Below are 19,009 nucleotides of genomic sequence, written 5' to 3'. Positions count from 1 at the left end.
TTAATGTTCGGCTTTGTAGATGATGCCGGCGAGTGCGGCCGAAACGATCACCCACAGCAACTGATACCAGAAGAAGAACGGAAACCCGAACAGTTCCGGCGTCAATCGGTTATAAGACGAGACCCACAGCATCGCGATGAAAGGAAGAACAAAGAGCACGCGGAGCCAGTGTGGCTTGGTCTGTTGTCCGGGCGGGATCGCCATTGCTTGTTTCCTTGCGGGCGCATGCTGCGATGCGGCGTCCGTGTCTGCCGCGTTCGGCGCTTCAATCAGATAAAGCCTTGCGCGTCAAATGGTTCCGGTGCCGGGCCGAGGCAGTGTGGCAGGTTCCGACGCCGATCGTGGGTAACCCGATTACGCCCCAACACGTGATCGGACAAAATGCTGCAACGCAGCAAATTCCGCTTGCATGCTGCGCCTGCGAAGGCCATCTTGCGTGTGGCAGCCGCGCTTCGGCGCACTGCCTTCTTGGACGTTTCCTCCCTAAACTTCGGCGGTGCCACAAGCACCGCCGTTTTTTTGGCGCCGCGGTTTTTTGGCACCGCTTCGGCGAGTGCGCCGAACAGCGGGCGCATCGGGATGCCGATGGCGGATGCGATCAGCACGCCGGCCAGCGGCACGCTGCGGTCGACGGCCAGTTGCGTGGCGACGTAGGCCAAGTCGAACGGGTTGATCGCGCCAACGAAACTGGCCGCCGCTATAGGGGGCATCGACGAGTGTGCTTCCGCGTCCATTGACTTTCCCCCGGCTTGCTTGACCTGCATCAGTCGCTCGACGCGGTTCCGCCTGTGATGATGCGTGGCTGCATTGGCTCGATCGAGGTGGCCCGCTGAATAGCCGTCGCCAGGCGCCGCGTTGTGCCCCTGGGTTCGCACCCCGCCGGCGTCGGCTTACCCTGACGGCGCTAGTTTGGCAGACTACTCGCTTCAAGGGAGATGAAGCGTGAGCCAATCGCGGCTCGTAAAAGCACCATTGGCGCGGGACGTCAGGGAATCGATGCGGTGGACGGTGGGGCTATCGCTCGCGCTGCACGCCGCCGTGGTCATCGGCTTGCTTCTGGTTCATCATGGATTGGCATCGGACCCCGGCCCCGGGCCGATCCGGCTAGCCATGGTGTTCGGCGAACCCGCGCCGGCCGGTTCAGCGCCGGCACCGGCGCGGGACAGCGCGGCGGAACCGCCGCCACCGCACGACACGCTGCCGGCGCCAGCGTCGATGCCGGAATCGCCGGCTGAATCCAGGCAACCTGTCAATCCGCGGCAGGAAACGCCGCTTACTCAACAGCCGCCGATCGTGCCGCGGCAAGCCGCCGTGCCGGATATTGCGCCGACGCCCCCGGACCCGGTTCTGCCGCAAACGATTCCGCCGTCAAGTCTTCCCGCGGGAGCGGCTCCGGAGCCCAACGTCGTGCCACAATCGCCGGAGCAGAAGCCCGCGATGGCTGCGCAACGCCCCCCGGAGCCGGAACAGAAGCCCGCGATGGCTGCGCAACGCCCCCCGGAGCCGGAGCAGAAGCCCGCGATGGTCGCGCAACGCCCACCGGAGCCGGAGCAGAAGCCCGCGATGGCTGCGCAACGCCCACCGAAGCCGGAGCAGAAGCCCGCGATGGTCGCGCAACGCCCCCCGGAGCCGGACCGGAAGCCTGCTCCAGCCGCCGCTCGCGCAGTGCCCAAGGCGGCAGTCGCGCCACGCCTGCATCGACCTGCAACCGTGGCGGCGCAGGCTCGGTCGTCGCGCAACACGGACGCGGCGGCCGGACGCGCCGACGCATCGGCAGCAAGTGCCGGGTCGGGCGCATCCGCCGATCAGGGGCAGACTCGTGCGGTGGCGGATCCGTCGTGGCTCGCGGATGTCAGCGCTTGGCTGCAGGCTCACCGGTCCTACCCGGAGATGGCCCGGGAACTGGGGCGGCAAGGCACCGTGGTGGTGCAGGTCACGGTCAATCCGGCGGGGCACGTGGTCGGTTTCGACCTGGTGCGGGGCAGCGGAACCCAGTCGCTTGACCAGGCGGCGGAGGCGCTGATGCGAAACGCCCAACTGCCGCCGTTTCCACCCGATATGAGGTTACCGCGGCAGAGTCTCACGGTGCCGATCCAGTACCGGTTGGACTAGACGACCCGCCACCTCACACGACAAGCGCCGCCAGCAGGGAATCCAATCGGATGCGGCCCTCTCGCGTCGCCGACAGCCGGTCCGGGGTCATCCTCAGGTAGCCCTCCTCGACACAGTGGGCCAGCACGGCGGCATCCACCGATTGCTCCAGCGAGCGCCCGGTCCGCGTCGCGAACCACGCCAGCTCAACCCCTTCCGTCAGCCGCAGTCCCATCAGCAGAGCCTCCCGAGCGCGCTCCTCGGCCGCCACCGGGTCATCCGCGGTCAGCCCGTGGCCGGCCTGTTCCACCCGTTCCGCCCAGGGTTCCGGCGCTCGGTGGCGCCGCGTCGCGCGCAGCGACCCGCCGACCGTGACCCGCCCGTGCGCGCCGGGGCCGATGCCGGCGTAATCGCGGTATCGCCAATACGCCAGGTTGTGCCGGCTCTCCTGACCCGGACGTGCGTAGTTGGAGATCTCATAGGCCAGCAGGCCGGCGCGCGCGCATTCCTCCTCGGTCGCGTCGTAAAGTGAAGCCGCGGTGTCCGCATCCGGCAGCACGATCCGGCCCTGCCGATGCAGCGCCTCGAACTGCGTCGCCGGCTCGATCGTCAGTTGATACAGCGACAGGTGGTCCGCCGCGATCGCCAGCGCGGCGCGCAGTTCGGCGCGCCAATGCGCCTGGTCCTGGCCTGGGCGAGCATAGATCAGGTCGAACGACACACGCGGGAACAGCCGCCGCGCGAGCGCGAGAGCCGCCACCGCCTCGTCGGCCGAATGCTGCCGGCCCAGCATGCGCAGCGCCGCCTGATCCAGGCTTTGGATGCCGATCGAGATCCGGTTCACGCCGGCGCTTCGATACTCCGCCAGCCGCGCGGCCTCGATGCTGGTCGGATTGGCCTCCAGGGTGATCTCCAGATCGTCGGCGGCGGCAAAGTATCGCGTCGCGTCGTCCAGCAGGGCGGCCACCGTCGCGGGGTCCATCAGGCTGGGCGTGCCGCCGCCGAAGAACACCGACGTCAGCCGCCGCCGGCCGACCCGCGCGGCCTCGGTCGCAAGCTCGCGCCGCAAGGCGGCGGCGAAGCGGGTCTGGTCGATCCGGTCGCGCACATGGGAATTGAAGTCGCAGTACGGGCATTTGGCCAGGCAGAACGGCCAGTGTACATACAGCGCAAGGTCCTCGGTCAAAGCTTGAGACTGGATGGGATGCGCATGTTGAGATGATTGGGCACCGCCCAGATCTCGCGCACTTGGCGCGCGATCTGGAAGCCGACGCGCAGATAGTTCGGCAGCGCCCTGGGATGGTCGGCGGTACAGGTGTTGACCGTCATGCCGGTGGCGCCGTGCCGCCAGACTTCGTCCACCGCGGCACTCAGGAACGCATAGCCGGTGCCGTGGCCGATCATTCCGGGCATCAGGCCAAAATAGCTCAGGTTCACGTCCGGCCAGGTGTGCGCGTCCAGCTCGAAAAAGCCGGCCGGCTCGCCGGCGGCGTACAGCGTGTAGATCGCGACGGCGCGGTCGCGCAGCATCGAAGCAAGGTGGTCGTCGGGCGTGGTACGGCGCAGCCACCACAGGTAGTCGGCACCAACGGTGTTGTACAAATAGCGATAGAATGGCACCGTGGGCGCCTGCGCCCGGACGATCTGGAATCCTGACGCCAACCCAGGCGCGTAGTCCGCCGGCGCTTGATCCATGCGCAGGAATGTCACGGTGACGCCGACCCGGGTGACCGGACCCATCTGCCCTCCCTGATGACCGCCGAGTGTAAACCTTTATCCCCAATAAACCGGTGATGCCACCCGCCGGATCGGGCGGAGCGCAAGATTTTGCGTTGAACCCCCGGGCTTCTGGCGGTAACCGCTTGACACGCGGTGGACGCTCGCCCGGTCGGGCATCGCCGGTGGCGCCTGATCCGAAGCCCACAACGGAGGATACCATGGCCGGCAACGCTGCCTCTGGCACCGGACCCGCGTCCCAGCTTCAGCGTCGCGATGCGATGAATGCGACGCTCGCCCAGCAGTGGTGGGCGATCGTTCTGCGCGGCGGGATCGCGGTGTTGTTCGGCATCGTGGCGCTGGCAGCGCCAAGGGCGGTCTTGTTGTCGCTGGCGTTCTTCTTCGGCATCTACCTGCTGATCGACGGCGTCATCGGGCTGGCCGGGTCGGTCCGCGCGGTCGCGGCGCACCGGCATTGGGGCGCGCTGCTGGCTGAGGCGGTGCTGAACGTCATCATGGGACTGATCGCGCTTGTCCTGCCGGGGGCCGCGGTCTTGGCCTTCGTGTTGCTGATGGCCGCCTGGGCGTTGATCAGCGGCGGACTGATGCTGGCGGCGGCGGTGAAGCTGCATGCCAGCCACGGACGCTGGTGGCTCGGGCTGGGCGGGGTCGTATCGATGCTGTGGGGCGTCTTGCTGGTGCTGGCGCCAATGCTGGGCGCCGTGGTGGTGACCTGGTGGCTGGGCGCTTACGCGATCATCTTCGGCATCTCGCTGCTTGCCTGCGGCTGGCGCCTACGGTCCCAGCATCCGGGCCAGACGGCGGTGTAGAGCCCGGTTCAATCGTCGCGGTGCACCCGTTCCATCTTTTCGTGGCGTTCCTGGGCCTCGATCGACATCGTCGCGATCGGCCGCGCTTCCAGCCGTTTGACACCGATCGGTTCGTCGGTTTCCTCGCAGTAGCCATAGGTCCCGACCTCGATCCGCACCAACGCCTGGTCGATCTTGGAAATCAACTTGCGGGCCCGGTCGCGGGTGCGCAATTCCAGCGCCCGGTCGGTCTCGACGCTGGCGCGATCGGTGATGTCGGCCTCGTGAATGCCGCCCTCTGACAGGCTGGCCAGCGTGCCGTCGGCCTCGCGCAGCAGATCGGCCCGCCAGCGCAGCAGCTTCTGGCGAAAGTATTCGACCTGGACGGGATTCATGAACTCCTCATCCTCGGACGGGCGATAATCAGGGGGCAGAGTTACCATCATGCGTATTCGGTCCTGCTTATCTGTCAGCCCGCCCCGTTCGGCGGCAAGCCGAGGAAGCAGGTGCCCGGCCCATTCCGGGTAGGGAACGCGCGGACGTATAGCGGGCTGTCCCGCGGTCGCCAAGAGTGTGCGCAAAAACGTCAACGAATTGCAATGGAATCGTTGCAAATAGGCACTAATTGCCCGGTCTTGCGCTCAGTCGGCAGTTTCTGCCGACCGACGCCCGCCGCACACCGCCGAAAGCGCCAATGTCGCCGCGGCATGAAAGTTGCTGAACCATTCCCGGCCGTTGACAGGATGAACGTCGGGCAAAATGCGTGTGATCGCCGCCCTGCTGCTTGCTTTGACCCTTGGCCTGGCCGCGTCGGTGCGCGCGCCGGCCTGGGCGGACGTGCGCATCAAGGATATCGCCGACGTCGAGGGCGTGCGCGAGAATCAGTTGATCGGCTATGGGCTGGTGGTCGGGCTGAACGGCACCGGCGACAAGCTGAACAACAACGTCTTCACCCGGGAATCGCTGATCGGGATGCTGGAACGCCTCGGCGTGAACACGCGCGACCAGGTCAACGTGCTGTCCACCAAGAACGTGGCCGCCGTGATGGTCACCGCCGAACTGCCCGCCTTCGCCCGCAGCGGCAGCCGCATCGACATCGCGGTCTCGGCGCTGGGCGACGCCACCAACCTGACCGGCGGCACGCTGCTGGTCACGCCGCTGCTCGCCGCCGATGGCGAGGTCTACGCGGTCGGCCAGGGCACCTTGACGACCGGCGCGATCGCCGCGCGCGGCGCCGCCGGATCGGTCACCCGCGGCGTGCCGACGGCGGCCCGCATGGCCAATGGCGCGACGGTGGAAAAGGATGTTCCGTTCGAACTCGGCAAAGGCAACAGCCTGTGGCTCGGGCTGCGCAATGCGGATTTGACCACGGCGCAGCGGATCGCCTCGATCATCAACAAGACCGTCGGCCCGATCGCCAGGGTGACCGATCCCCGCACGGTCCGCCTCGAACTGGCCGGCCGCAACGCGATCGAGACGCTGGAGGCGATCGAGGACCTGCGGGTGGAACCGGATAACGCCGCGATCGTGGTGATCGACGAGGCCAGCGGCACCATCGTCATGGGCGCCAACGTGCGGATCAGCACGGTGGCGATCGCGCAGGGCAATCTGACCATCCGGGTCACCGAAACACCGGAGGTCAGCCAGCCCGGTCCGTTCTCCAAAGGCGGCAGCACGGTGGTGGTGCCGCGAACCAATATCCAGATCGACGATCAGCACGACCGCAAGCTGGGGATCCTGTCCTCGGGGGTGACGCTGCGCGATCTGGTGGCCAGCCTGAACGCGCTGGGCGTCGGTCCACGCGATCTGATCAGCATTCTGCAATCGATCAAGGCGGCCGGTGCGTTGCAGGCCGATCTGGAGGTGCGCTGATGACCAAACTATCCGCCATGCCGCTCGCCCAGGCGATGCTGCCCCCGACAGTCACCACCCAACCGCTGCCCAGCGTGGCATCGTCCGCCCAGTGGTCCGCCCCACGGTCCGCCCCGGGGTCCACCCAGCGGCCTGCCCAGGGCGTGGCGGGAACCACCCGGCCGGCGCCGCCACCGGATCCCGCCAAGGTCGCCAAATCGGCCCAGGATTTCGAGGCGATGGCGATCGGCCAACTGTTGCAGCCGATGTTCGACACGGTCGATACCTCGCACGACATGTTTGGCGGTGGTGCCGGCGAGGAGGCATGGAAGCCGATGCTGGTGCAGCAATTCGCCAAGCAGATCGCCGCTCATGGCGGCCTGGGCCTGGCCAAGCCGGTCTACGAGGCGATGCTGCGGATGCAGGGTAACGGCCCGAAATGAGCAAGCACCTGACCGATGCCGCCCAGCGCATGGCGGACCTGCTGACGGCGGAAAACGAGGCGCTGAAACGCCTGGACTTTGCCGCCGCCACCGCGCTGGTGGCGGCCAAGGAGCAGGCGCTGGCCGACCTCGCCAAACACCAGGGACGATCCGCGGCTTCGCCGGCGCTGCTGGCGATCGGCCAGCTTGTGGCGAAACTGGCGGCCGAGAATCAACTGCTGCTGGAGCGTTCCATCGCGGTGCAGACCCGCATCGTCCGCATCGTCGCCCGAGCCTGCGCGCCGTCTCCGGCGGCGGCACGATACGGCGGTCATGGCAGGCCGACGCCGCCACGCGGAACCGCGGCCCTGGCGCTTTCCACCCGCGCCTGAAACCAGCCGATAGCCGGCCTGAACCGGGCCGCCGATTGCGGCCGCCGCGCCACGGTCGCGCTCTAAGTGGGCACCGCGGTCGGCTATTAACGGATTGGTAAACTTTGCAGTTTAGCCCTGTGGTGCCGCGATCTCTCGGTGTCACGATGACCAGGGCGTCTCTGTAACATGGCCAAGGCTGCTCGTCAGACGTCCGAGGGAGACATGTCCGGCATCCACAAGGCGTCGGTCTTGATGCTCGCGCTCGGCGAGGAGCACGCCGGCAAGCTGTTCGCCATGATGCACGAGGATGAGATCAGGGCGATCTCCGCCAGCATGGCCCAGCTCGGGGTGATCAACGCCGAGACCGTCGAAAGCCTGTGCGGCGCCTTCGTCGAGAACTTCGGTGCCACCGGCGGCATCATGGGCAGCTTCGAAAGCACCGAAAACCTGCTGATGAAGGCGCTGCCGAAGGACCGCGTCGTCCAGATCATGGAAGAGATCCGGGGTCCCGCCGGGCGTACTATGTGGGACAAACTGGGCAACGTCAGCGAGGAGATCCTCGCCAGCTACCTGAAGAACGAATATCCGCAAACCGTCGCCGTGGTGCTTTCGATGGTCAAGGCCGACCATTCCGCACGTGTCCTGACCTTGCTGCCCGACGCCTTCGCGATGGAAGTCGTGATGCGCATGCTGCGGATGGAATCGATCCAGAAGGACGTGCTGGAACGGGTCGAGCGGATCCTGCGCCAGGAGTTCATGTCCAACCTGGCGCGCGCGTCACGCCAGGATTCGCACCAGTTGATCGCCGAGATCTTCAACAACTTCGACCGCAAGGCGGAGACCCGGTTCCTCGCCGGCCTGGAGGAACGCAACCGCGAGTCGGCCGAGAAGGTGAAGTCGCAAATGTTCACCTTCGCCGACCTGACCCGGATTACCCCGGCCGGGCTGCAGGTGCTGATCCGCCAGATCGACAAGGAAAAGCTGCCGGTTGCGCTGAAGGGCGCGCCCGAGGCGATCCGCAACCTGTTCCTGGCGCAGATGTCGGAGCGCGCCGGCAAGATGCTGCGCGACGACATCGCCGGCCTCGGTCCGGTGAAGGTGAAGGACGTCGAGGATGCCCAGGCCTTGATCGCCAACCTGGCGAAGGACCTGGCATCCAGCGGCGAAATCGAGATCAGCAGCGGCAGCGACGACCGCATAATCGACTAGTTCCAGGGGAGGGTTGGCAAAATGACGACCGGCACGGTGTTCGCCGTCTTCGAGGACTTCAACGACCGGCGCGACGAGCCCGCCGAACCGATGGTCGAGGACGAACGCATCTCGGCTGAGGCAGCCGGCGAGCTGCGCGACGCGGCCTGGACCGAGGGCTACCTGACCGGGCGCCAGGAACACGGATCGCACAGCGGCGAGCGGCCGCTGACCGCCAGCCTGCTGACAGCGGTGCACGAACTGGAGGCCAGCACATCCGAAGCCGTCGGCGCCGCCGCCCTGGCGGTGGCCGATCTGCTGGTGAACACGGTGATCGCGGCGACGTCGGACAATTGGTCGGCGCGACTGCTGGAGCGGGTGCGCGCGGTTGCCGATCGGGTCAAGCCCGCCTTGACCGTGGCACCGCGGTTCGTGCTGCGCGACCGGCACGGCACCGAACAGCAGTTTGGCGATATCTCCGATCTGTCGCGGGTGCTGGAGGACGGCAGCGGCGAGGACGTCACCATCCGCTGGCATCGCGGTGAAGCCACGATCAGCCGCACCGCACTGCTCGAAGACCTGCGGGACGCCATCATTCCGTTGTCGGCGACCCGCACCGACCAGCAAGCCGCCAGGAACCTGACATGAGCGAAACCAATCCCCCATCCGCCCCGGATTTTCGTGAAACCTCCGAGATTGGCTCGGTCAAGGAACTGGAGGCGGTGTACGACATCTCGGTCACCGTCAGCGCGGTGCTCGGCAAGGCGACCATGCAGGTCTCGCAGTTGCTCAAGCTGGGCCGCGGCGCCGTGGTCGAGCTTGACCGCCGCCTGGGCGAAGCGATCGACATCTACGTCAACAACCGCCTGATCGCCCGCGGCGAAGTGGTCATGGTCGATAACACCCGGCTCGGCGTGACGATGACCGAGATCGTCAAGTCGGAGCGCTCGCAGTGACAGCCTATTCGTCGCCTGGATTTCTGGTTGCCGACGATCTTGAAAGCATCCTGGCGGTGGAAGCCGATCGCTCGGACCGCAGAGCGACGCTGCCCGCCGTTCGGCAGTCCGCCACGGCCGGCGACGGCCCGGTCTGGCGCGACCCGGTCATGCTGGAGGTGATGCAGCGCGCCCAGCGCATCGCCGGGTCGGACGCATCGGTCCTGGTGCAAGGCGAATCCGGCACCGGCAAGGAGGTGATTGCACGCTACATTCACCGCAACTCGCGCCGCGCCGGCGGCCCGTTCATCGCCGTCAACTGCGCGGCGATCCCCGACCAACTGCTGGAATCGGAATTGTTCGGCCACGAACGCGGCGCGTTCTCCGGCGCCCTGGGGCAGCGCATCGGCAAGCTGGAGGCGGCGCAGAACGGCACCATCCTGCTCGACGAAATCAGCGAGATCGACCGCCGGTTGCAGGCCAAGCTGCTGCGCGCCCTGCAGGAGCGCGAGGTCGACCGCGTCGGCGGACGCGCGCCGATCCGGCTGAACGTCCGCATCATCGCCACCTCCAACCGCGACCTGGAACAGGAAGTCGTTCGGCAGACCTTCCGCGAGGACCTGTATTTCCGGCTCAACGTGGTCTCGGTCCAGCTTCCCGGCCTGCGCCACCGGCGCGCGGATATTCCCGCGCTGGCGCAGCATTTCATCGAGAAATACCGCGCCGAGGGCGGCCGATCCCCGCGCCAGTTGTCGCCCGCCGCGCTCGATGCGCTGATGGCGCATGACTGGCCGGGCAATGTCCGCGAACTGGAGAATACCATCCACCGCGCGATGGTCCTGACGTCGGACACGGTCATCGGCATCAAGGCGCTTGAAGTCGGACCCGCATCGAACGCGGCTTCTGCGTCGCGTCCGCCGGATCCGGCCGCCGGATTCATCGGCCGTCCGCTGCACCTGGTGGAGCGCGAGGTGATCATCGGCACGCTGCGCGTGACCGGGGGCAACCGGACCCGGACCGCTGCCATGCTCGGTCTGTCGATCCGAGCGCTGCGCAACAAGATCGGGCTTTATGCCGCGCAAGGCATCGAGGTACCCCCCAGCACCGCCGCGAGGGCATGATCGCGGCTTCGGCGGAACCTTCAAGGCGCGTGAATCATGCGACAAAACAAAGCGCTAGAGCATTTTCAGCGTGCCCGGTCATGCTGAAGATGCTCTAGGATATCCTGAAGGACGCTGTCGGTGGACCAGCTCTGGAACTCCGTGCTCGACGGGATGAAGCCGATCCGGAAGGTGATTCCGGGCGGCGACATCGGCTTGGCGCTGTGCGTGCTGTTCCAGCTTTCGATCCTGATCATGCCGATCCCGACTTTCCTGCTGGATATGGCGCTGGCGCTGTCGTTCATCGCCTCGATCCTGATCCTGCTGATATCGTTGTCGCTTGAACGGCCGCTGGACTTTTCCAGCCTGCCCACCCTGCTGCTGCTGACCACGATCCTGCGGCTGTCGCTGAACGTCGCCACCGCCCGGCTGATCCTGTCGCACGGCGCCGATGGTCCGTATGCCGCGGGCCGCGTGGTGGCGGCGTTCGGCAGCTTCCTGATGGGCGGCGACGTGGTGGTCGGGGCGATCATCTTCTCGATGCTGCTGATGGTGAACTTCGTCGTCATCACCAAGGGATCCAGCCGCATCGCCGAAGTGGCGGCGCGGTTCTACCTCGATGCCATGCCGGGCAAGCAGATGGCGATCGATGCCGATCTGTCGTCGGGCACCATCGACGAACCGACCGCTCGGCTGCGCCGCGCCGAACTGTCCGAGGAGAGCGGCTTCTACGGCGCGATGGACGGCGCCAGCAAGTTTGTCCGCGGCGATGCGATCTCGGCCCTGGTGATCACCCTGATCAACATCTTCGGCGGCCTGGCGATGGGCCTGCTGCGCGCGCATATGTCGATCGAGAGCGCGTTCCTGACCTTCACCACGCTGACCATCGGCGATGGGCTGGTTTCGCAGATCCCCGCGCTGCTGGTCTCCACCGCCGCCGGCATCGTGGTGTCCAAGGGCGCGGTGCAAGGCAAGATGCACGGCAAGCTGGCCGCGCAACTGGGATCGAACGTCAATCCGCTGATGATGGCCTCGGCTGCCGCCGGATTGCTGGCGTTGTTGCCGGGTCTGCCGACGGTGCCGTTCCTGACGGTGTCGGTGTTGTCCGGCGCGGCGGCGTGGCAGCGCTTCCTGGCGAAACGGACCGCGCTGGTCGCCGCCGCGGTTCCGGTGATCCAGCCGCCGGACAACAACGCCGCGCAGGTGTCGCTGCTTGACGTGGTCCGGGTGGAGCTGGGCTATGGGCTGCTGGAACTCGCCAGCGGCATGAGCCAGCAGCTTCCCGACCAGATCAAACGCTTGCGCCGGGCACTGGCGACGGAACTCGGCTTCGTGCTGCCTTCGGTGCGGATCCAGGACAACGTCGAACTGGAGCCATACAACTATGTGTTCGCGCTGAAGGAGATCTCCGCCGGGGCCGGCGCGCTCCGCCCGATGATGATGCTGGCGATTAGCCCCGGGGACCAGGCGATCGAACTGCCCGGCGAAAAGACCGTCGAGCCGACCTTCGGCCTGCCGGCCTGCTGGATCACACCCACCCTTGCCGATCAGGCCCGTTCGGCGAACTGGACCGTGGTCGATCCGGCCACCGTGCTGACCACGCATCTGGCTGAGGTGGTGAAGGAGAACATCGCCGAGTTCTTGTCCTATACCGAGACGCAGAAGATCCTGGCCAACCTGCCGCAAGAGCAGCAGAAGCTGGTCGCCGACCTGGTCCCGTCCACCATCACGGTCGGCGGGCTGCAGCGCGTGCTGCAAATGTTGTTGGCGGAACGGATTTCCATCCGTGACATGCCGACGATCCTGGAAGCGGTGCAAGAGGCTTGCTCGATGAGCCTGAAATCCGTCGCATCGATCGTGGCGCATGTGCGGACCCGGCTTGCCCGACAGATCAGCGACAGCCTGACCGGGCCGGCCGGCTATCTGCCGGTCGTCGTGCTTTCCCAGGAATGGGAGGACACGTTGGCCGCGTCGCTGGTCGGGCCTGTGGACGATCGGCAACTGGCGCTGGGACAGGAGAAGCTGCGCGAGTTGCTCGACCGCATGCGGGTGGTGATCGATTCAGCCGTCAACAATGGCGAGAAGCCGGCGCTGCTGACCAGCATGGGGGTGCGCTATCACGTGCATTCCATCATCGACCGGATCCGGATGAACGTGCCGGTGATCGCGCAGGCCGAAGTGCATCGCCGGGCGCGGGTGAAGGTTGTCGGGACGATTTGAATCTGGCGGGACGGGAGTTTTGCAACCGCGGATGAACGCGGATAGGATTGACCGGATCAGCGGGCAGATCATCGGCAAGGCGTTTGCCGTTTCCAATCTGCTGGGGTCGGGATTTCTTGAAAAGGTCTACCAGAACGCGCTGAGCCTGGAGTTTCGTGAAGCCGGTCTTCAGGTACGGCAACAGCATGATATGGCGGTTCATTACCGTGGCATTGTTGTTGGAGCGTTTACCGCTGATTTGCTGATCGAGGATGCCGTTCTGGTTGAACTGAGAGCGGTGCGGGTTCTCCGGAGATTCACCAGGCGCAATGCTTGAACTATTTGAAAGCGACTGGCTTGTCGATTTGTCTACTGCTGAATTTCGGCAACCCCAAGATTGAAGCTGCGTTCATCGGCGGTTGAATTTTCTCCCTCGAACCCAACGAACGAGCCGGTTGCAACCACTGCCTAATTAGGCGGTCGCACAACGAAAACCGCCCGCTCAATTCAGCATCGTTTTCAGGATATCCAACTGCGTCCGCACCCCGTTCGCGACCGACCCCTCGGGCACCAGATCCAGAAACCGCTGGTAGCAATCCCGCGCCGCCGCCACCTGGTCCAGTTTCTGGTTCATCACCCCAGCCTGGCGCCAAAGCTCCGCCTGGTCGGGCGCGATCAGCAACATGTCCTCGGTGCATCGCAGGCCGCCGCGTAGGTCGCCGGCATCCAGTCGCCTGGTGACGATATTGTTTTGCAACCGCAGCAAAACCCGCCGCGTGCTCATCGGCTGCAACAGGCCAGGCCGCAATTCGGCCTTGTCTCCCTCGACCCGTTTCAGCAACGCCCGCAGATCCCGCGCCGACATCACCTGGCCGCCGTTGAACACGTCGATCACCGCCTGCGACTTGTGCCCTTCCAGCGCGATCAGGAAATGCGACGGGAAGTCGACCCCATGGCTGCCCCATCCCGCCGCCCGAGCCGCATGCAACCAGATCACACCCAGCGCCACCGGCAACCCGCGGCGGCGTTCGGTGACCCGGATCAGGTTGGCATTGGCCGGGTCGTTATAGGTCTCGAAGTCACCGGCATAGCCGAATTCAGCGGTCAGCAGGTCGGCCAGCGCAGCGGCCCGAGCCGGCAGGTTCTCCTTCTCCATCGCGACGGCGTGCCCGACCGCGCCTTGTGCCAGATTGGACAGATGGCGCGCCGCTCGCTGCCAGTCGGCGTCAGGCGCATCCACGCGCGCGAGTTGCAGGGCGGCGTTGCCGATATCAATCTCGGCATCGGCCAACTGGCCGATTGCCTTCAGTGCCGCCCTGGGTTCGCTCATCCCACCCCGTTGCTCCTACTCCGCTGCCTGCTCCGGCAGATAGATCTGCTTGCCGGCCTCGACGAATTCAACGCTCTTTGCCTCCAGGCCGGCCATTCGCTCGGCTTCGCCCCGCAGATCCTGGGTGATCTTCATCGAGCAGAACTTCGGCCCGCACATCGAACAGAAGTGCGCTACCTTATGCGCATCCTTCGGCAGTGTCTCGTCGTGAAATGACCGTGCCGTGTCCGGATCGAGCGACAGGTTGAACTGGTCCTCCCAACGGAACTCGAACCGTGCTCGGCTGACCGCGTCGTCGCGCAGCTTGGCCGCCGGATGGCCCTTTGCCAGGTCGGCGGCGTGCGCGGCGATGCGGTAGGTAATGACACCTGTCTTGACGTCGTCCCGGTTGGGCAGCCCTAGGTGCTCCTTCGGCGTCACGTAGCACAGCATCGCGGTGCCGAACCAGCCGATCATCGCCGCCCCGATCGCGCTGGTGATGTGGTCGTAGCCCGGCGCGATGTCGGTGGTCAGCGGCCCCAGCGTGTAGAATGGAGCCTCGCCGCACTCGCGCAACTGCTTGTCCATGTTGACCTTGATCTTGTGCATCGGCACGTGGCCGGGGCCCTCGATCATCACCTGGCAGCCTTTGTCCCAGGCCACCTTGGTCAGTTCGCCCAGTGTCTCCAGCTCACCGAACTGAGCCGCGTCGTTGGCGTCAGCATTGGAACCGGGCCGCAGACCGTCGCCCAGCGAGAACGACACGTCGTACTTGCGCATGATGTCGCAGATTTCGTTGAAGCGCTCGTAGAGGAAGCTCTCCTTGTGCCGCGACAGGCACCACTTGGCCATGATCGAGCCGCCACGGGATACGATACCGGTGACGCGCTTCGCCGTCAGCGGCACGTATTGCAGCCGCACCCCGGCGTGGATCGTGAAGTAGTCGACGCCCTGTTCGGCCTGCTCGATCAGGGTGTCCTTGAACACCGCCCAGTCCAGCTTGGTCGGGTCGCCATCGACCTTCTCCAGCGCCTGATAGATCGGCACGGTGCCGATCGGCACCGGCGAATTGCGCATGATCCAGCCGCGGATGTTGTGGATGTTGCGTCCGGTCGACAGGTCCATCACCGTGTCGCCACCCCAGCGGATCGCCCAGACCAGCTTCTCGACCTCCTCGGCGACGCCCGAGGTCACCGCCGAGTTGCCGATATTGGCGTTGATCTTCACCAGGAAGTTGCGCCCGATGATGACCGGCTCCAGTTCAGGGTGGTTGATGTTCGCCGGGATGATCGCGCGACCGCGGGCGATCTCGCTGCGCACGAATTCGGGTGTGATGAAGGCGGGGATCTCCGCACCGAAGCTTTCGCCGTCGGCGACCCGCTGTTCCGCGCCGGCGACCATCTTGGCGCGGCCCATGTTCTCGCGATGCGCGACGTAGATCATCTCCTCGGTGATGATGCCGGCGCGGGCGAATTCGTATTGCGTGACCATCTGGCCTGGCTTGCCGCCGAATATCGCCATGTCGGCCGGGCAGGCGGGGACCAGCTTGTCGCCGCCGATATTGCCGTTGTCCTCGGGCCGCACCGCGCGCGGCGTGATCCGGTCAAAGCCGCGCCCGGCGATCCAGCCGCGGCGAATCGGCGGCAGCCCGGCCTCCAGATCGATCGTCACCGACGGATCGGTATAGACGCCGGAGCAGTCATACGCTCGGTATGGCTCCTCCTTGGCGCTGGGATCGAGCGCGATCTCGCGGAACGGCACCAGGATATCCGGCCGGCCCTCCGGGCTGCTGTAGACCTTGCTGGACCCGGCAATCGGGCCGGTGGTCACCGAACTTGGGCGCGTGGTGGACTTCGACTGGACCGTCATGGACCTCTCCTTCGTCAAGCCGGCGGCATGGTGACCGGCGGCAGCGGGCAGCGGGTGCCGGCGGCGGAATGGAGGGTCCTGTGGCGTCGACCCGTCCCTACGCCGGCATGACCCGGATCAGGTTCAAGGGTCATCGCACCACCGTTATGCCGGTCTGCCGCGATATCTCAGCCCGCTGGTGGGGCACCCCTGGGTAATGTGGAAGGATGCGGCGGTCGGCCCGGCAGAGTCAAATCGGAGCGGGACAAAACGTCGGATGCGCTGGAGCGGGTGACGGGAATCGAACCCGCACAGCCAGCTTGGAAGGCTGGGACTCTACCATTGAGCTACACCCGCATAGCGCGAACCGAAAACAGCGTCCACCCTTCAACAGCTCATTTGCGCATTAGGCTGGACGCTGATTGTTTGGCATAGGCCGCGATCAAAGGGAAGCAGACGTTTCATACGGCCCGTGTTCAGCAATCGGGTACGCTGCGCGGGCGGGGCGCGAAAAGTGCCGCGGGCAAAATCGGTGAGAACAGGTCTCCGCTCGTCACTAACGCCATCAACTTCGCGCGTGGGAAGTGCCACGGGCTGTTCTGCATCATTAAACAAGGACCGTCTGCCTATCCGCTAGGCCGCGTCCAATTCCGCTTCTTGCCATGCGAGCCACATCGCGTTTAGACGGCCCGGCACGCTGCGGCGATGGAAGATCTGCCGGCGAGGCAAGCAGGCGATTCCGGAGCGGGCTGATGATTGGCAAGGAAGGGATGTGCGATTTGGAGGTCGCAGAATGAGCAACCCGTGGCTTAAGGACGGCAAGATGAAATTGGCTTCAGCGTTTATTCTGACGCTTTTGGCCGTGGCACAGGCCCGAGCCTCCCAATCAACCAATGGCGCGTGGATCATCCATGACTTGGCGATTGACATCTTTGATTGTCAAAACGCGCTCTGCGGGAAGATCATATGGCTTGGGAATGCTGCGCTCCGACCGGATCAATGCGGGAAGCGAATAATATGGGGACTGTTGCCGGACGACAATGAACACTGGAGTAGAGGGACTATCCTCGATCCTAATAATGGCAAATCCTACAGTCTCTCCGCTGCGTTTGAACCAAATGGCACACTCAAGGCTCGAATTTTCCACGGGACGCCTCTGTTGGGGAAAACTGAAATATTGCGGCGGGTCGATCTGCAAACGCTCGCCGACAAATGCTAGTGGTAACCGGTTCTGCAGCCGTTTATGGTTGCAGCCGATTATGGTCGGAATTTGTCTTGCTCATTGCTCACTCCGACCTCGGTTCCAAGTTTTCTCGCTGCCATTCATGGAGCAGGCTGGGCCTGCGTTTAAGCGCCACGACGACATCCTCGGAGGTGTCACACCTCCGAGGTCCACGCTGACCGTGCACCAAATCAAGCCCGCCCGATGAGAAACCCCTGGGTCAAAAAATCCGGCGAAGAGTATCTTCCTGAGCGTGGCAAACGCTTGGGTCGTGGCGTTTCGAGGCCATGCGACGGGGGCGGAAAAGCGGAGTATCGCTGCAGAGAAGTCAGGACGTAAAAAGGCGCGCAAGCGCCGCTCAATCGTAGCCGGACCCAGCTCTATCCCTCTTGGCTGCGCGGTTTTTGCTAATTCTCCAGCACATGTCCCGTCACTTGCTGTATTGTACAGCCTTCGCAGGCTAACTAATTATTCGTTGCCTGAAGGCGTGTAACAGTCATGCGTCCAATGAATGACTAGCGCGCTTTCAGGGTGACCGTAAACAGTCACCGCGCTCTAGCTCTTTGTTTGAGCGAGCAACTTTATCACCCCGACTCTTTCCGGCCAGGTCGATGTTGCTCTATGGGCTGGATCGGCGAAGCAAGGTGAACCCCAAATTGTTGGTTCCAAAGGGTCTCGAACCGGGGCGACGCCCGACCACGATCCGGGCGGTTGCTTGCTGGGCGCGAGCCTCTCAGTGTAGCTCATTCCGATGATGGCCAGGTCGCACGTCATAATCGGCCTCGGGGCGTGGGTCGCAACCGCGCCCGGGCTGCATATGCCAAGCCTCGGCCCGGCCTATCTTGCGCTTGCTGTTGCCGGGTCCCTGCTGCCAGACATCGACCATCCGAAATCCTGGGTTGGCCGCCGCACCCGTCCGGTTTCGACCGCGATCGCCTCTGCCCTCGGACATCGCGGGATCACCCACTCGGCGATCGCCGTTATCGCGCTGGCGGCGCTGCTGCTGCACGCCGGGTATCGGCGCGGCGGCGTGGCCGCGTTGGCGATCGGCTATCTGTCGCATTTGGCCGCCGACATGCTGACGCCGCGCGGTCTGCGACTGGCCTGGCCGCTGCGGCGAACCTGGGGATTGCCGCTGTGCCGCGCCGATTCGGCCATGGAGGCGGTCGTCGTCACCGCGGTGGCCGGTGGAATGGCATGGTGGCTGCTTCCGAGCCACTTTTCCGAACTGGCGGTCTGGAGTCGCTAACCGCGATCCAATCCGGCCAGAATGAAGCTCAGGACAGTGTGCAGGTCATCGACCACGACGGAACAAAGCGCTCGGATTTCATCCGTTGAGCCCAAGGTCAGGCACCATCGCGACCATCATGCCGGCTGCATGGGCGGATCGCGCACCGTTGAAGGCATCTTCCAACGCCAGGCAGAGCGGCGGGTCCACGCCCAGGCGTTTGGCCGCCGTCAGATACGGGTCGGCCGCCGGCTTGCCGACCAGGTAGTCGCCTTGCGAGACCATCGCGTCGAACCGCGCAGTCAGATCATGGGCGGCTAGTGTGCTGCCCCAGAAGTTCGCCGCACCTTCGCGGCGGACGTACGGGATCAGCAGGCCACTGAAAAGAAAGAGGTAGGGTCGCGAGGCTGATGTTCGCCTGATATGGCGGACTTCAGACTCGGGACACTAGATGATGCCGCACCGTGCCCAAGGAGGACGACGTGGCGATCGCACGGGGAAGCCGGATTTCGTCGAGCGTATCGAGTAATTCAATGGCGCCCGGCTTTACCGCAAGCCGGGTCGCGGCCATCAGGTCAAAATGTCGCATCCACATCGTGCGGAGTGTATCGACCGGAAACCCGACGCCGTAGTGATCCAGCAGCAGGACCTTGTTACTCTGCCAGACGCCGCCCAACATGCGGCGGAAAAGTGCCGGTGTCATCTGATGACAGCCGC

21 protein-coding genes, 1 tRNA gene, 1 pseudogene and 1 riboswitch are annotated in these 19,009 nt (G+C 65.1%); of the genes and pseudogenes, 13 read left to right on the top strand and 10 right to left on the bottom strand.

All coding sequences use genetic code 11. The annotated features are described in order from the left end of the window. Together ACQY4T_RS00755 and ACQY4T_RS00750 are read right to left on the bottom strand one after the other, a co-directional pair. Complete coding sequence (locus ACQY4T_RS00755; protein ID WP_428536342.1) at positions 1-204, bottom strand: DUF3311 domain-containing protein; 204 nt, start codon at positions 202-204, stop codon at positions 1-3. A 65-nt stretch (positions 205-269) separates the two neighbouring features. Continuing rightward, positions 270-734, bottom strand: coding sequence for a hypothetical protein (locus tag ACQY4T_RS00750; RefSeq protein ID WP_428536340.1), 465 nt, complete (start codon positions 732-734; stop codon positions 270-272). Positions 735-942: 208 nt separating this feature from the next. Here ACQY4T_RS00750 and ACQY4T_RS00745 point away from each other — a divergent pair, with 208 nt between their 5' ends. Next, positions 943-2,112 carry a TonB family protein gene (locus tag ACQY4T_RS00745; RefSeq protein WP_428536338.1) on the top strand — a complete coding sequence of 390 codons (1,170 nt, stop codon included), beginning with the start codon at positions 943-945 and terminating at the stop codon, positions 2,110-2,112. A gap of 13 nt (positions 2,113-2,125) precedes the next feature. Here the strand turns inward: ACQY4T_RS00745 and hemW are convergent, their stop codons facing one another. Both hemW and ACQY4T_RS00735 read right to left on the bottom strand, forming a co-directional pair. Continuing rightward, positions 2,126-3,277, bottom strand: a complete 1,152-nt coding sequence (gene hemW / locus ACQY4T_RS00740) for a radical SAM family heme chaperone HemW (RefSeq protein ID WP_428536336.1) — start codon at positions 3,275-3,277, stop codon at positions 2,126-2,128. After that, positions 3,274-3,831, bottom strand: coding sequence for a GNAT family N-acetyltransferase (locus ACQY4T_RS00735; protein ID WP_428536334.1), 558 nt, complete (start codon positions 3,829-3,831; stop codon positions 3,274-3,276). The genes hemW and ACQY4T_RS00735 overlap by 4 nt, the downstream gene beginning before the upstream one ends. A 197-nt stretch (positions 3,832-4,028) precedes the next feature. Here ACQY4T_RS00735 and ACQY4T_RS00730 point away from each other — a divergent pair, with 197 nt between their 5' ends. After that, the gene (locus tag ACQY4T_RS00730) at positions 4,029-4,637 is read left to right on the top strand and encodes an HdeD family acid-resistance protein (protein WP_428536332.1); all 609 of its coding nucleotides are present in this window, start codon (positions 4,029-4,031) and stop codon (positions 4,635-4,637) included. An 8-nt stretch (positions 4,638-4,645) separates the two neighbouring features. Here ACQY4T_RS00730 and dksA read toward each other — a convergent pair whose 3' ends face one another. Beyond that, positions 4,646-5,059, bottom strand: a complete 414-nt coding sequence (dksA, locus tag ACQY4T_RS00725; protein ID WP_428542636.1) for an RNA polymerase-binding protein DksA — start codon at positions 5,057-5,059, stop codon at positions 4,646-4,648. A 316-nt stretch (positions 5,060-5,375) separates the two neighbouring features. On the opposite strand from dksA, the gene ACQY4T_RS00720 reads away from it, so the two are divergent. From ACQY4T_RS00720 to ACQY4T_RS00680, 9 genes and pseudogenes are all read left to right on the top strand, one after another. Next, positions 5,376-6,488: a flagellar basal body P-ring protein FlgI gene (locus ACQY4T_RS00720; protein ID WP_428536330.1), complete on the top strand. Its 1,113-nt coding sequence runs from the start codon at positions 5,376-5,378 to the stop codon at positions 6,486-6,488. After that, positions 6,488-6,910: a rod-binding protein gene (locus tag ACQY4T_RS00715; protein WP_428536328.1), complete on the top strand. Its 423-nt coding sequence runs from the start codon at positions 6,488-6,490 to the stop codon at positions 6,908-6,910. The genes ACQY4T_RS00720 and ACQY4T_RS00715 overlap by 1 nt, the downstream gene beginning before the upstream one ends. After that, positions 6,907-7,281, top strand: a complete 375-nt coding sequence (locus tag ACQY4T_RS00710) for a hypothetical protein (protein WP_428536326.1) — start codon at positions 6,907-6,909, stop codon at positions 7,279-7,281. Before ACQY4T_RS00715 ends, ACQY4T_RS00710 begins: the two co-directional genes overlap by 4 nt. A 204-nt stretch (positions 7,282-7,485) precedes the next feature. Further along, a complete protein-coding gene (locus ACQY4T_RS00705; RefSeq protein ID WP_428536324.1) occupies positions 7,486-8,472 on the top strand; it encodes a flagellar motor switch protein FliG in 987 nt (328 codons plus the stop codon). A gap of 21 nt (positions 8,473-8,493) precedes the next feature. Beyond that, entirely contained in the window at positions 8,494-9,099 is a 606-nt protein-coding gene (locus ACQY4T_RS00700; RefSeq protein WP_428536322.1) for a hypothetical protein, read from the top strand. After that, positions 9,096-9,407 (top strand): flagellar motor switch protein FliN, encoded by a 312-nt coding sequence (gene fliN, locus ACQY4T_RS00695; protein WP_428536320.1) that lies wholly within the window; start codon positions 9,096-9,098, stop codon positions 9,405-9,407. The genes ACQY4T_RS00700 and fliN overlap by 4 nt, the downstream gene beginning before the upstream one ends. Beyond that, positions 9,404-10,507 (top strand): sigma-54 interaction domain-containing protein, encoded by a 1,104-nt coding sequence (locus ACQY4T_RS00690; RefSeq protein WP_428536318.1) that lies wholly within the window; start codon positions 9,404-9,406, stop codon positions 10,505-10,507. The genes fliN and ACQY4T_RS00690 overlap by 4 nt, the downstream gene beginning before the upstream one ends. 120 nt (positions 10,508-10,627) lie before the next feature. Next, complete coding sequence (gene flhA, locus ACQY4T_RS00685; RefSeq protein WP_428536316.1) at positions 10,628-12,706, top strand: flagellar biosynthesis protein FlhA; 2,079 nt, start codon at positions 10,628-10,630, stop codon at positions 12,704-12,706. 31 nt (positions 12,707-12,737) lie between these two features. Then, positions 12,738-13,108, top strand: a pseudogene (locus tag ACQY4T_RS00680) (GxxExxY protein). 79 nt (positions 13,109-13,187) lie between these two features. On the opposite strand, the gene ACQY4T_RS00675 reads toward ACQY4T_RS00680, so the two are convergent. From ACQY4T_RS00675 to ACQY4T_RS00665, 3 genes are all read right to left on the bottom strand, one after another. Then, complete coding sequence (locus ACQY4T_RS00675; protein WP_428536314.1) at positions 13,188-14,015, bottom strand: SirB1 family protein; 828 nt, start codon at positions 14,013-14,015, stop codon at positions 13,188-13,190. 15 nt (positions 14,016-14,030) lie between these two features. Beyond that, positions 14,031-15,863: a phosphomethylpyrimidine synthase ThiC gene (gene thiC / locus ACQY4T_RS00670; protein ID WP_428536312.1), complete on the bottom strand. Its 1,833-nt coding sequence runs from the start codon at positions 15,861-15,863 to the stop codon at positions 14,031-14,033. A 76-nt stretch (positions 15,864-15,939) separates the two neighbouring features. Continuing rightward, positions 15,940-16,064: riboswitch (TPP riboswitch) on the bottom strand. A 61-nt stretch (positions 16,065-16,125) separates the two neighbouring features. After that, positions 16,126-16,199: transfer RNA gene (locus ACQY4T_RS00665), tRNA-Gly, on the bottom strand. Between the two features lie 436 nt (positions 16,200-16,635). Here ACQY4T_RS00665 and ACQY4T_RS00660 point away from each other — a divergent pair. Together ACQY4T_RS00660 and ACQY4T_RS00655 are read left to right on the top strand one after the other, a co-directional pair. Then, positions 16,636-17,061: a DUF2147 domain-containing protein gene (locus ACQY4T_RS00660; RefSeq protein WP_428536310.1), complete on the top strand. Its 426-nt coding sequence runs from the start codon at positions 16,636-16,638 to the stop codon at positions 17,059-17,061. Positions 17,062-17,815: 754 nt separating this feature from the next. Further along, positions 17,816-18,313 (top strand): metal-dependent hydrolase, encoded by a 498-nt coding sequence (locus ACQY4T_RS00655; protein ID WP_428536308.1) that lies wholly within the window; start codon positions 17,816-17,818, stop codon positions 18,311-18,313. A gap of 78 nt (positions 18,314-18,391) precedes the next feature. Here the strand turns inward: ACQY4T_RS00655 and ACQY4T_RS00650 are convergent, their stop codons facing one another. Both ACQY4T_RS00650 and ACQY4T_RS00645 read right to left on the bottom strand, forming a co-directional pair. Beyond that, on the bottom strand, positions 18,392-18,577 hold the full coding sequence (locus tag ACQY4T_RS00650) for an HAD family hydrolase (protein WP_428536306.1): 186 nt from the start codon (positions 18,575-18,577) through the stop codon (positions 18,392-18,394). Positions 18,578-18,725: 148 nt separating this feature from the next. Then, on the bottom strand, positions 18,726-18,995 hold the full coding sequence (locus ACQY4T_RS00645; RefSeq protein ID WP_428536304.1) for a hypothetical protein: 270 nt from the start codon (positions 18,993-18,995) through the stop codon (positions 18,726-18,728). Positions 18,996-19,009 lie beyond the last annotated feature (14 nt).

Source organism: Rhodopila sp. (assembly GCF_965277825.1).
Lineage (GTDB): Bacteria > Pseudomonadota > Alphaproteobacteria > Acetobacterales > Acetobacteraceae > Rhodopila.
This window is presented reverse-complemented; position numbering and strand designations above follow the sequence as displayed.